This window comes from Aurantibacillus circumpalustris (assembly GCF_029625215.1).
In the GTDB taxonomy this organism is placed as follows: Bacteria; Bacteroidota; Bacteroidia; order B-17B0; family Aurantibacillaceae; genus Aurantibacillus; species Aurantibacillus circumpalustris.
Genome location: NZ_CP121197.1, coordinates 3968940 through 3981318, shown reverse-complemented (window position 1 = coordinate 3981318; position 12379 = coordinate 3968940). Strand labels below are relative to the sequence as shown.

Below are 12379 nucleotides of genomic sequence, written 5' to 3'. Positions count from 1 at the left end.
AAAAAATGGATCACAAGCACCCAGAAAAACATTTAAAAAGCTCTGAATTTATAACAGATGTTGTAATAGGAATGAGCGATGGATTAACCGTTCCCTTTGCTCTTGCTGCAGGTTTGAGCGGTGCGGTCGATAGTAATAAAATAATTCTAACAGCCGGTTTAGCTGAAATTGTGGCAGAAGTATCGCTATGGGATTAGGTGGTTATCTTGCTGGTAGAACTGAACTGGAACACTATTACAGTGAACAAAAAAAGGAGTATGAAGAAGTAGAAAGAATTCCTGAAAAGGAAATGCAAGAAGTACGCGATGTTTTTGCAGATTATGGTTTAAGTAAAAGTTCTCAAGATTCAATTGCAACTGAATTAGCTAAGGACAAAGATAAATGGGTTCACTTTATGATGAAGTTCGAATTAGGATTAGAAGAACCACATCCGGCACGTGCAAAAAAAAGTGCGCTAACAATAGGTATTTCCTATATGATTGGCGGTTTTATTCCTTTAATGGGATATGTCATAAATTCTGATCCTCAAAGCGGTTTAATTTTATCTGCTATAATAACAGTTTTTTGTTTGTTTGTATTTGGATTCTTTAAAAGTAAGGTGACCGGTCAACCCCCGTTTATGGGAGCACTCAAGGTTACTTTTATTGGAGTTATTGCAGCCGCTTCTGCTTTTGTTATAGCTAAATTAATTTCTTAGGATAAAAAATTAATAACCGAAACGGTTTTAACTGATATTTATCACATTGAAATATGATTTATGCTTTCAGTTTTAATTCAAATAATGTAATCTTTGGTTATAGAATACTAAACAGGAAGCCATGAAAATAAAATTTATTGGAGCTACAGAAGGAGTAACAGGAAGCAAACATTTATTGATAACTAAAAAAGGTAGAGAAATTCTCTTGGACTGTGGTTTATATCAGGGTATGGGAAAAGAAACGGATGTTTTAAATCGAAATCTCGGTTTAAACGCAAGTAAGGTGGATGCCGTTATTTTATCCCATGCGCACATCGATCACTCTGGGAGTTTACCTAGTCTGGTTAAAGAGGGGTTTAAAGGAAAAATTTATTGTACGCCAGCAACATTTGATGTGTGCGAAATTTTACTGTTAGATAGTGCTCACATACACGAAGGTGACGTTCATTACATTAATAAACGTAGGAAAAAACTTGGCCAGCCACTAATAAAACCTCTCTATTCGATACACGATGCAGAAAAGTGTCTACAACATTTTAAACCAATTTCTTTTGATACAGAATTTAGATTGAATGATGAATTGTCATTTAAATTTACTGAAAACGGGCATATTATTGGCAGCGCTACCGTTAATATCACAGCAAAGGAAGACGATAAAATTACTCGGCTGACTTTTACCGGAGATATTGGTCGTTATAAGGATCCACTATTAAGAGCCCCAAGCGTTTTTCCTCAAGCGGATTATATTATTTGTGAATCAACTTATGGTAATCGTTTGCATGAAAAATTAGAGGACTCAGAAAGTAAATTTTTAGAAATTGTAAAGAACACCTGCGTTCTTAAAAAAGGTAAACTTATTATCCCAGCTTTTAGCCTAGGCAGGACGCAAGAAGTTTTATATATTCTTGATAAATTAAAAAACAAAAATCTTTTACCACCAATAAAAATATTTGTAGATAGTCCACTTTCTACAAAAGCAACAGAGATTGTAAGAAAGCATCCTGAAAGTTTTAATGATGAATTAAAGCATTATATCACAAAAGATCCCGATCCATTTGGATTTGCGAATCTTACCTACATCGAAAATGCCGAGGAGTCTGTTTTATTAAATGATTTAAAGGAACCTTGCGTGATAATATCAGCATCTGGAATGGGCGATGCAGGAAGAGTGAAGCACCATATTAAAAACACCATTACTAATAAAAGAAACACAATCCTTTTTACTGGATATTGTGCGCCGAAAACACTTGGTGCCAAACTTATTTCAGGGGAAAAAGAAGTTCATATTTATGGTGAAACGTATCCGGTAGTAGCGGAAATTCAAAACATTATGTCTTTAAGCGCCCATGCAGATTATTCGGAAATAATACAATTTCTTTCCTGTCAAGATAAAAAAGAAGTAAAAGAGATTTTCTTAGTTCATGGTGAGCCGGACGCAAAAGAGAGTTTTAGAGAAAAACTTCTTGCTGAAAATTATAAAAAAATAAGTATTCCGACTAAAGGGTCTATAGATTTAGTCTAAAGGCTTTAAGAATTAATATAAAAATTGATGGATTTACTCTATCGATTATTTTGTAAAATAATTCAACTGATCAAGAATTAATTTTTTCTCTGTTAAGCCGATTCTGTCCCAAACATGTTTACCATCCTTATAGATGTACATCAGGGGGAGCCCTGGAACTTCGAAATAGTCGTTGATTAATGGATTTGCTTCAGTATCGATTATCAATAGCTTTAGTTTATTATTTTGTTCAGCTACCAGTTCGTTGATAATAGGTGTTTGTTTTTTGCAAATAGCACACCAGTCGGCCTTTAAATAAACGAGTACTAGCCCTGAGTGAATACGTTTATTAAATTCTTCAACGGTGAGATTTTTAATAAGTGGTTCTTGATCTAACGAATCTCTGTGGTTTTGAGAATAGACTCTTCCAAAACTAAAAACAAGTAGTAATAAAGACCATTTTTTTAAATGATAAAGAAGTGCGTGAAATTTATACATCGTAAATTGTTTTTTAGCTGAAACTAAATTAACAGTAAGGTATAACTAAATTAGTGAGATAATTCATTTATGACAATGATATATGTCAGCTAATTTGTTTATGAATTGATTTAGTTTTGATGATTAAGAGAATTATACAACCATGGAAACACTGCTTATTGCCACTGATTTTTCTAACTCCGCTAAAAACGCTTCTTATTACGCGGCTGACCTAGCAAAATATTTTAGCGCTAAACTCGTTTTGGTAAACGCGGTTAATTTGCCTTTAGGTGGCTTTGACTCTGTTCAACCATTAGAAATGCTTTCAGTACTTAAAACGTCGGCAGAGGGAGCTTTAAAAATATTAAAGAAAGAATTAATTGAAAGAATTGGGTATGACCCTGACATTATCTGCGTTGCAGAAGCGGGGTCTGTGTTTGAAGTAGTTAGTGATGCTGCAACGAAATACAGCGCAGAGTTGATTATAATGGGTATTGTAGGTGAAGCAAATAAATTAAAGGAAAAATTTATAGGAAGTTCTGTTTTGAGTGTTGCGCGCGATTCTGATTTGCCTTTATTTGTTATTCCTGAAAACGCAAGGTATCAACCAATTAAAACAATTAGTTTCGCCTGCGATCTCGATCATATTAAAGATTCAACTTTGATATATTCAGCAAGGTATTTTGCAACTATTTTTAATGCTGAGCTCGAAATTGTAAGTGTAAGCGCACAAGGTAACGATTCGGCTGATGAGAAGTCAGAGTCGATTCAGTTTATTGATGAACACCTAAAGAATGTGAAACATAAAAATGTTTTTGTTAAGGATGATTCTGCTGGTGAGGCTTTAGAGTATTATCTCAAGTTTCATAAAACAAACATGCTCATGATTCATCCAAAAAAGCATAAACTTTTTGAAAGTCTTTTTGAAGGAAGTGTTACCAAACATTTAATTTTTTCAAGCGAAACCCCATTGTTAATCATTCATTAATCAGTGATGTCGATTTTGAAATTATTTTTCGTCAAGCAGATTATAGTCTGTAATCGATGAGATTTAATTTTCGAAATACTTTCTTTTTCTTTCCTGTCATATTAAATCGATAGCCAGCAAATAATCTGAATTTTCCATAAGAATAATTAAAAGTAGCGCGTTCTTTATTATCGAAATAGTAAAAATCAAACATTCCCATGATTCCGTAGAAAAAATTTCCTCTGTCGTAACCTAAAGCTATTCTTAAATTTTGTTTACTAGAAAGGTTTGATTTAGATTCAACTTTTGAATCATCCTCTTTGGTGCCAGAAGTGAGATCAACTCCAAGACCTTGAACTAAAGAAATTGTGGCGTGAAATTTTCTTCTGATTACAAATGTATAAATGTACCCAACATTTAAGCCGTAATTTAAAACAGATCCCGTTTTAATGTTTGTAAGGGGATCAAAGTAGGGGGTAAATGATTTTGAAACTAAATTTGAATCGGCAGTCATACTAAATATAGAAAAATACCCACCAGTTAAAAGCGATCCGGCACTTTTCTTTTGACATTCTGTAAAAGCAAACGAACCCCTATAAGAGAATTTTCTATAATTTGAAACGTAATAATAATTAAAGCCTAACGACACTACCGAAATATCAGGTCTTATTTCATAAGGTTTTTGGCTTGCGTCGTATGAATTGAAGGAGGTTGAATTGTTAATGTAAAATCCGTTATAAGTTTGAAGTGAAAAATCAATAGTTGATTTTTTTCCGTAAACATTAAATTGAAAGTCCTTATAATTTGTTTTTCCTTTAATACCTTGATCATTATCTAAAAGCGTTGCACCAGTATTCAGAAAGAAACTCATGAGCTTGGTGTTTACGCTTATTCCAAGATCGTATAAATTATTGGGCGAGTATTTTAATACGCTACTCGATGATTTGTCTTTGAATTCAAAATTCACATAGCGCGTTGAAAGAGGTAAAGTAACTACCAATCTTTCTTTATACCGGCTATAATAACTTGTATCGTTAAAAGGTTCTTGTTCTTTCATAAAAATGAAAGCAGCGCTTCTATGAATCCACATCCATTTTTGCTTAAGGGTTTTGTGTGGAATATCTTTAATTGATTTAATTGTTTCAAATTTTATGGTATCCTGTGCCTTACAATAATTAAAGGTCAGGAAGAGTAGGGTGAAGGCTAAAAAAAAATAGCCTTGAAACGATTTAAAAATAGGATTAGTATTTGGTTTTAATCTCAGCAGAATTCAATATCGGTCTTGTGAAAAAATAAAACTCCATTTTTCAAAGTAAATCTTGGCACATTACGAACTTATTTACCTTGGCAAAAGTAGGTTTATAACATATTTCTCGCCGAAAAGATACAAATTATTTGTTGCGCCAGTATGAGGTAGCAAGCTTATTTACGTAGCAGAACTTATTGTTTGTTCGTATTTAGACATAAAAGAAACGAATAATTTATTTTTGAGAAGAACTTTTTGAAAAATAAAAATTCCTACTACGGCACAAGAAACTCCAGCCAATACATCTAAAGTGTAGTGGTGGTTGGTATAAATGGCCGAGAACCAAATACCTAACATAAAAATTGTAAAGAGAATATTTACCCAGCCCAATTTGTTTTTTAATCCGTAGTACAATACAATAACAGGATAAGCTGAGTGCAATGAAGGCATGGCTGCAAACACATTCGAACTTTTCGAGTATAAGGATCCAAACACATTAACTCCAAAAAAATCATCAAAACGAGCTAACGCGCCTGTATGGCCTGGAGTCGTGTGATTTATTTCAAAACCGTATTCAGCAACATACCATGGTGGTGCGGCCGGAAAAACGTAATAGATTACAAATCCAATGAGGTTTACAAAAAGAAAAGTTAAAGAAAGCTGAAGAAAGGCTTTTTTGTTTTTCACAAAAAGGTAACAAGCAAAGGCTAAAGGAACAGGAACCCAATTCAAATAAAAAAATCCTGCGAGTACGTCTAGAAATGTCGTTGCGTGTTGCGATAAATATTCGTTGGGTGTGTAAATGCTGTTATTGAAGTTTATCCCAAAAAGTGTTTTTTCTTGTAAATAAAGATCTTCAACATGAATAGAGTTTATAAGGTAATTCGGAAACGCTTTCATAGAATCAAAAATGATCCAAAATATTATGAAGATTGAAAAACCAAGAATGAATTTTCTACTTGATAAAGTAGCGAAGTAAAGGGAATTAAATAAAAAAGCTAAAAATAACTGGTCGGTTTTAAACCCAATTAGAAGAGCAGATCCAAGAAGGTAAGTGATTGTAACAAAACTTGTCAGTAATGCGTTTTTATAAGACGTATTTTTTTTAATGTAATCGAAATAAGTCTTAATCATAGAATCTAAGGAATAATTCTTTCCAAAACTGGCTTTCCGGTTGCAATGTCATAACCCTTTATTTCAACAAAGGAAATATGCGGTAACCAAAAAGTACCGCCGTCTATTTGAACAAATATTTTTTCGATATAGGATAATTTGCCATTTATAACCATGTACGCTTTATAAGAATGACCAGTAGCGGCCTTTGATAAAAAAATGTCGCGTTTTTTGTAAGACACAAAATTTAATTTGTAAATCAATTTAGTGGCATCAATTAATACTGCATTCAGGCCATAAGCGTATTTTTTCTGAAAGTAGGATAGTTCTGTTACCTCACCCTTTTCATCGTACCTAATCCAATGACAGTTTACAGGCTCTGTTTTATTGAGCGTGCTATCGGCATCATAGTTTAATTCGTAAATAATGGTATTTGTATTGAGTGTTCGTTGCACATAAAAAATCATTTTTTTAAATCCAACAGGTACTGGAAAAGTATCGATTGGATTTTTATTTGAGGTTTCTGTTTTAGGCTCGTTATAACTAGGGACAAAGGATGTGCCAGCAACAACAGTAATTAGTAAGATTAGGTAGGTAATTGTTTTTTTCATGTTTTATTTTCCAAAGCTTTTTTACAATCTGATAAACGTCTTAATGCTGTTATGTTTGAAAGTACGGCAACAATCGTAAGTGGTATGGTGAAAATAGAAATGGTTTCAAAAACCTCTATTCCGGATATATAGTATTTAAAATCACCGCCAATAAATGAAGCGCTAATGCCACAGGCGAGTGCCATTACTCCAATCGTGATAATTCTTTCAGGGCGTTGCATTAAACCATTTTTACATTCAATTCCTAACCCTTCCGCACGTGCTCTGGTATAACTTACCATCATTGATCCAATCAACGCTAAAAAAGCAAATAAGGAACTTAAAAAATAATGATGTGCGACTAAATAATAACAGATACCTAAAAACATAATTAACTCGCTGTAGCGATCTACCACAGAATCAAACAGGGCTCCAAATTTGCTAGACATATTACCCAGTCGTGCAACTTGCCCATCTAACATATCAAATAAACCAGCAAATAAAATGGTTGCTCCGGCCCAGCCAATATAAGATAAGTCACTTCTGTTTTCGTCTTCTGCACCAAAAATAAAAATTATAGCAACGCACACATTTAAAACAAAACCAATTGTTGTAACACCGTTAGGAGTTAGACCTATTTTTATTAAAAGTTTGACAAATGGATTGATGACAGCATATATACCTTGCTGCAGTTTGTCTCTCATTGATGGAGTACTTGTAAGCTCTATATCCTTATTCGTATCCATTTAAAAATCAAATCTAAATCGCACCCTTATTCCTAGTTTTGAAATATCTGGATGGTCTAAATAGGTGAAACGTTTTACCAGGTCAACTCTGAAAAACTTAAAAATATTGGTTATACCAACACTTCCTTCTACGTAAGGTTTTTTCTCAAGGCTATGTGTAATAGGAACGCCTTCTAAAGTAGTTGGCAATTTATAAAGTGTAGAATTATTAGAAGGATTATTATTCGCGCTTAAACTTCCATAAAGAACTTTTGCGCTAATGACTTCTCTCCATTTCAATTTTCTCAACAAAGGTATTTTGTTAAAGAAAAAACCATTAAAAAAATGATCGATGTTTAAACTTACGTACTGATCACTCACAAATTCGAGAAAATTCATGAGGTTATATGATTGAAGTTGGTAAGCATAGGTTTGATTTGCTCTATGAATATCAAGCAATGGAAAAGGTACGGTGCCGAAAATTTTCCCACCCTCAATCGCAATATCTGAATAACCTAACTGTGAAAGGTAAAATCGTTTAGACATATTTAAGGAGATGTTCTGATAATCGTATTGTCCGCCTAAAAAATATTTAATACCCTGTATATAACGGAGCGTAAATATAGGGTTTTTAAATGTTACAGGAATACGGTACTTTTTTCCTTGATAAAACTTCTCATTGGGAGCCCAGCGAATGTTTAACGATACTTCCGAGGTTTGTAGGTTTTTTTCGCTGCTCGTATAATCTGTATAATCTGTTCTGTTGTAATTTAATCCACCAGCAGCTTGTTGTATCCAGTTTTTAAAACCTAAAGTAAAAGAAAGATGGTTTTTAAATTCCTGAAGATATTCAAAATTAAAGGTGTTATTATATAACCACTTATCGTTTGGTCCACGTTTAAACGACAAGAGAATATTATCTTCCTGAATGAATTGTAATTCTTGTCCTGGAATTTTTGTTTCGCGCTGATAACTAAATTTTAGTGAACTAACTGGAAACTCATAAACACTATGGTTATTTAAAGAGAAAGCAACACCGCCATAATATTTCCACTGCTGATCTTTAAAACCGTAGGCACTGTAGCCTTCTAAAACCATTCTTTTGCTAAAAGCGTCGGTAGTTCTACCTCCAAATCTTAGGCGAAAACCTTCAATAGGATTAAAACTGTAAAAAGTACTCAAAGGACCGCAATCAAAATAAGGGGTAATTGTTTTATATCCAGCAAAAACTAGTACAATTACATCCAAGGTTCGCTTAAAGGCAGGCACCTTCTTAATACTATCAACCATTGTATACACACTTTTTTCAGATGCTGTTAAATCGGAATGTCTGTTTTTAATCCAGAATTCCATTGGCCGGTAGTTGGCACTGTCATTAACCTCAATCAGATCACCTTTGTAATCCGCATCAGGACGTGGTTTATTCAGTTTAAAGTTTTTGTAAGAAACAGTTCTTTGCCCAAAAATCCCCATCTTTCCTTTAGATAAACCAAAGTCAGCCGAAAATTCATCAGTCACAAGCGTATAACCTTGATTTTCTTTTTTTTCAAATTCCTGTCTTATTTTTAATTCTTTTACCCAATTTAAATTAATGTCTTTATTCACACTCATTTCTATTTTGGTAACGGCATAACTACCGTCTAAGGTAATGTGCATAATTCCCTGAAATAGAAAGTCAGCATGATTTCTAGGAACAAAACCAAGTCGAATAAATTTCTCGTCTCCTTCAATGATCGTATCTGTAATGAAAAATTTATAAAAAGTAGGCGAGATACCTGCAATAGGACTAATAAACTGATTCGTAAGCATAGTAATATTATTATCATAAATATTAATATCCTGATAAAGATTATTCATATACGCATCTAGTCCTTGGTTATCTACATATCCTTCAAAAGCAACAGTTTTACTGCCTTTAACAATTTCCTTTTTAGCGTTAGGCGATTTTCGGTAACGTGCATCAGAAATAACTTCTTTAAGATAAAGTGGTAAAACTGGCTTACCTTCGAGTTTTGTGGTATCTAGGTTTTCAAATACGAACTGAAATTTCTTAAATGCTCTTCTGTTCTGAAATTTTTCGGTAATGTTACTTAACGCGAATTGTATTTTTTCGTATTTCTCATATTCATAATAATCGAAACCTTCAATACGGTTACTCGCTTTATGATCAATAACTTTTCTAATAAGTTCAACAGCAGGATTATCCTTATTTCTATACCTTCTTGCACTTTTTGAGTTAATTGTTACTTCGTTTAACATTTTCTCTTCTGCTGTAAGCTTACAATTTATCGTTTGATCCTTTCCTGGAATAAGTTCGCGACTATAAGGTTTGTAACCTATCATGAGAACTTTTAATTTTGTATAATATTTATCCGTTTCAAGAACAAAATGACCAACGCTATCTGTTGTTGTACCAAAATTGGACTCATCAAAGAACACAGTGGCAAAAGGTATGGCTTCTTTTGTTTTCGCATCCATGATAGTTCCGCGCACAATTGTTGATTGACTCGTCGCAGCAAAAGCATAAAAACTTAAAAAAAGTATGATTATTTGTTTAAGCGTAAATTTCATTTATTGGAGAACACGTATTTTTTTTGTAGCCAATAATTAAATGTTATTCCTACTACAAGCGAAGTAATCATTTTTGAGATAAAATATTTTAGTCCGAGGAAATGGGTAAGAATATATATGCCAGATGTACTTAAAAATAAACTCCCAAACCAAACAAAAGTATAACGCATACTTTGTTTCTGAACCTTTTGTTTTTTTGCACCAAAAACCCATTGTCTGTTAATACCAAAATTGGTAAGAGCCCCCATTAAGGCACCGGCAATGTTAGCCGTGACGTAATGTTGAAAAAACAGCTCTACAAATACAATGGTAGTAATAAAATCAACCGCCGTTGCTATTAAAGACGAAGCTTGCGCCTTAAAAAATATTAGCATGATCCCATAAAAAAAAATAGACAAAAATTTGCAGCACAATATTAGCATAAATTCCTGCAACTAAGTCGTCGGTCATAACACCCATCCCACCTTTTAGCTTTTCAGCTTTTTTAATAAAAAGTGGTTTAAAAATATCGAAGAATCTAAAAAGAATAAATCCGAGCCCAAGCGTAATAAAATTAATTGGTAAAAAAAGAATACTCACCGACATACCCAACACCTCATCAATCACTATACGGTTACTATCCTTTCCCCATATCACTTCTAGTTTTGTTGAAACGAAAACGCCGCTAATAAACGTAATGACTGTGAAAATGATTAACGCTGATTCACTATAAAGATTTAAGCGTATGGCAACATAAAGTAATAAGCAAAAGGCAAAGGATGCCACTGTGCCAGCACCTTTACCTATATAGCCAATTCCGAAAAAAGTTGCTATTGCTTTATTTATAAACATTACATCGAATCAACTAATTCCTGGTAATAATCTAATCCCAAATGTGTAATTAGATCTTCGCCCATCATATGTCGAAGCGTGTTTTGTAATTTAATGAGTTGTTTAAAGATATCATGCTCCGGTCTTAAACCTTCTGCGGTTTGTGGTGATTTCAAATAAAAAGAAAGCCATTCCTGAATCCCACTCATATTAGCCCGTTTCGCTAAATCCATAAAGAGAGCAAGGTCTAAAACAATTGGCGCTGCTAGAATTGAATCGCGGCATAAAAAGTTAATTTTTATCTGCATAGGATAACCCATCCAACCAAAAATATCAATATTATCCCAACTTTCTTTATTGTCGCCGCGTGGTGGATAATAGTTGATGCGCACCTTATGGTACATGTCTCCATACAAAGCAGGATTTGATTCTGGTTCAAAAATTTCATCAAGTACACTTAATTTAGAAACTTCCTTCGTTTTAAAATTCTCTGGATCATCTAAAACTTTTCCATCTCTGTTACCAAGAATGTTTGTAGAAAACCAACCATTAACGCCCAATGCACGCGCATGAAGGCCTGGCGCCACAATTGTTTTCATAAGGGTTTGTCCGGTTTTAAAATCTTTACCTGCTATAGGTGTATTCGTTTCTTTTGATAGTTCAATCAATGCTGGAATATCAACTGTTAAATTTGGTGCGCCATTTGCAAATGGAACTCCCATCTTTAATGCGGCATAGGCATAAATCATACTTGGCGCAATGTTTGCCTCATTATTCTTTAAAGCGCTCTCAAACAAAGAAAGATCATTGTGAATAATACTAGGCTCAATGTATTTTTCAGTGGAAGCACACCAAACAATGACTACACGTTCGCAGTTATTTTCTTTTTTAAATCGCTTAATGTCTTCCATCAACTCAAGTGCAAGGTCGTATTTAGTTGGCGCCGTTTTTACATTTGGCCCACTAATGTTTTTGATATACGATTTATCAAACACAGCCGACATGGGTTTTATTTTTTGAAGTTCTTCCTTCAAATCGTGAATTTGATGAACCTCTAAAACTCTTGCGTTAAGTGCAGCTTCGTATACATTATCTTCGTAGATATCCCAACCTCCAAAAACAATATCGTTTAAGTCGGCAAGAGGTACAAAATCCTTTATTAAGGGATTTCTATCATCTGTTCTTTTTCCTAAACGAATAGTACTCATTTGAGTAAGTGATCCAATTGGTTGAGACTTTCCTTTTTTAACAGCTTCAACACCTGCTATTAAAGTAGTGGCAACAGCACCAAGTCCAGGTATAAGAATACCAAGTTTGCCGTTGGCTGGTTGAGGTTTTTTGATATTGTCCATAGTATTAGTTTTATTTTTAGATTATTTAGTTTTATTTATTCTTATTTGCTTTTGCATCTGAGTATTTTCGTGTCTCTTTCACATTAACAATACTGAATATTAAATGTTTTAAAGACGGAACTTTGCTCTCACTTTCATTCAAAATTGAACGTTTCAATTCAGTTTTTTCAATTAGACGATTAACAAGCGGCAAAGTCAAATCAAAATACGCTGTAAAACTATGGAAACTATAAATGTTTTCAAAGTTTTTTGCATTTAATAACATAATTCCGTTTTGCTAGATATTAATCAAATTAACTAAACCCGTTTAGATTAAAAACACACAAATTT

11 protein-coding genes and 1 pseudogene are annotated in these 12379 nt (G+C 33.5%); 3 read left to right on the top strand and 9 right to left on the bottom strand.

Going from position 1 to position 12379, the window contains the following annotated elements; translation table 11 throughout:
- Positions 1–5 precede the first annotated feature (5 nt).
- Positions 6–697: pseudogene (locus P2086_RS16575) on the top strand (VIT1/CCC1 transporter family protein).
- Between the two features lie 121 nt (positions 698–818).
- Entirely contained in the window at positions 819–2219 is a 1401-nt protein-coding gene (locus P2086_RS16570; protein ID WP_317897873.1) for an MBL fold metallo-hydrolase RNA specificity domain-containing protein, read from the top strand.
- Between the two features lie 45 nt (positions 2220–2264).
- Here P2086_RS16570 and P2086_RS16565 read toward each other — a convergent pair whose 3' ends face one another.
- On the bottom strand, positions 2265–2696 hold the full coding sequence (locus P2086_RS16565; RefSeq protein WP_317897872.1) for a thioredoxin family protein: 432 nt from the start codon (positions 2694–2696) through the stop codon (positions 2265–2267).
- A 142-nt stretch (positions 2697–2838) separates the two neighbouring features.
- On the opposite strand from P2086_RS16565, the gene P2086_RS16560 reads away from it, so the two are divergent.
- Positions 2839–3663, top strand: coding sequence for a universal stress protein (locus P2086_RS16560; RefSeq protein ID WP_317897871.1), 825 nt, complete (start codon positions 2839–2841; stop codon positions 3661–3663).
- 40 nt (positions 3664–3703) lie between these two features.
- On the opposite strand, the gene P2086_RS16555 is transcribed toward P2086_RS16560, so the two are convergent.
- The 8 genes from P2086_RS16555 to P2086_RS16520 form a co-directional block, all read right to left on the bottom strand.
- The gene (locus tag P2086_RS16555) at positions 3704–4732 is read right to left on the bottom strand and encodes a DUF4421 family protein (RefSeq protein ID WP_317897870.1); all 1029 of its coding nucleotides are present in this window, start codon (positions 4730–4732) and stop codon (positions 3704–3706) included.
- Positions 4733–5068: 336 nt separating this feature from the next.
- Positions 5069–6022 carry a phosphatase PAP2 family protein gene (locus P2086_RS16550; RefSeq protein ID WP_317897869.1) on the bottom strand — a complete coding sequence of 318 codons (954 nt, stop codon included), beginning with the start codon at positions 6020–6022 and terminating at the stop codon, positions 5069–5071.
- Positions 6023–6027: 5 nt separating this feature from the next.
- The gene (locus tag P2086_RS16545) at positions 6028–6612 is read right to left on the bottom strand and encodes a DUF4833 domain-containing protein (protein ID WP_317897868.1); all 585 of its coding nucleotides are present in this window, start codon (positions 6610–6612) and stop codon (positions 6028–6030) included.
- Positions 6609–7337 (bottom strand): CDP-alcohol phosphatidyltransferase family protein, encoded by a 729-nt coding sequence (locus P2086_RS16540; RefSeq protein WP_317897867.1) that lies wholly within the window; start codon positions 7335–7337, stop codon positions 6609–6611. The genes P2086_RS16545 and P2086_RS16540 overlap by 4 nt, the downstream gene beginning before the upstream one ends.
- Positions 7338–9887 (bottom strand): DUF5686 and carboxypeptidase-like regulatory domain-containing protein, encoded by a 2550-nt coding sequence (locus P2086_RS16535; protein ID WP_317897866.1) that lies wholly within the window; start codon positions 9885–9887, stop codon positions 7338–7340.
- Positions 9884–10261, bottom strand: coding sequence for a GtrA family protein (locus P2086_RS16530; protein WP_317897865.1), 378 nt, complete (start codon positions 10259–10261; stop codon positions 9884–9886). Before P2086_RS16530 ends, P2086_RS16535 begins: the two co-directional genes overlap by 4 nt.
- Complete coding sequence (locus P2086_RS16525; protein WP_317897864.1) at positions 10245–10718, bottom strand: phosphatidylglycerophosphatase A family protein; 474 nt, start codon at positions 10716–10718, stop codon at positions 10245–10247. The genes P2086_RS16530 and P2086_RS16525 overlap by 17 nt, the downstream gene beginning before the upstream one ends.
- The gene (locus P2086_RS16520) at positions 10718–12049 is read right to left on the bottom strand and encodes an inositol-3-phosphate synthase (RefSeq protein ID WP_317897863.1); all 1332 of its coding nucleotides are present in this window, start codon (positions 12047–12049) and stop codon (positions 10718–10720) included. Before P2086_RS16520 ends, P2086_RS16525 begins: the two co-directional genes overlap by 1 nt.
- Positions 12050–12379: the final 330 nt, after the last annotated feature.

Bases quoted from the DNA above. Each gene is read 5' to 3' on its own strand.
- P2086_RS16570 (WP_317897873.1), top strand. From the start codon at position 819: ATGAAAATAAAATTTATTGGAGCTACAGAAGGAGTAACAGGAAGCAAA.
- P2086_RS16565 (WP_317897872.1), bottom strand. From the start codon at position 2,696: ATGTATAAATTTCACGCACTTCTTTATCATTTAAAAAAATGGTCTTTA.
- P2086_RS16560 (WP_317897871.1), top strand. From the start codon at position 2,839: ATGGAAACACTGCTTATTGCCACTGATTTTTCTAACTCCGCTAAAAAC.
- P2086_RS16555 (WP_317897870.1), bottom strand. From the start codon at position 4,732: ATGTGGATTCATAGAAGCGCTGCTTTCATTTTTATGAAAGAACAAGAA.
- P2086_RS16550 (WP_317897869.1), bottom strand. From the start codon at position 6,022: ATGATTAAGACTTATTTCGATTACATTAAAAAAAATACGTCTTATAAA.
- P2086_RS16545 (WP_317897868.1), bottom strand. From the start codon at position 6,612: ATGAAAAAAACAATTACCTACCTAATCTTACTAATTACTGTTGTTGCT.
- P2086_RS16540 (WP_317897867.1), bottom strand. From the start codon at position 7,337: ATGGATACGAATAAGGATATAGAGCTTACAAGTACTCCATCAATGAGA.
- P2086_RS16535 (WP_317897866.1), bottom strand. From the start codon at position 9,887: ATGAAATTTACGCTTAAACAAATAATCATACTTTTTTTAAGTTTTTAT.
- P2086_RS16530 (WP_317897865.1), bottom strand. From the start codon at position 10,261: ATGCTAATATTTTTTAAGGCGCAAGCTTCGTCTTTAATAGCAACGGCG.
- P2086_RS16525 (WP_317897864.1), bottom strand. From the start codon at position 10,718: ATGTTTATAAATAAAGCAATAGCAACTTTTTTCGGAATTGGCTATATA.
- P2086_RS16520 (WP_317897863.1), bottom strand. From the start codon at position 12,049: ATGGACAATATCAAAAAACCTCAACCAGCCAACGGCAAACTTGGTATT.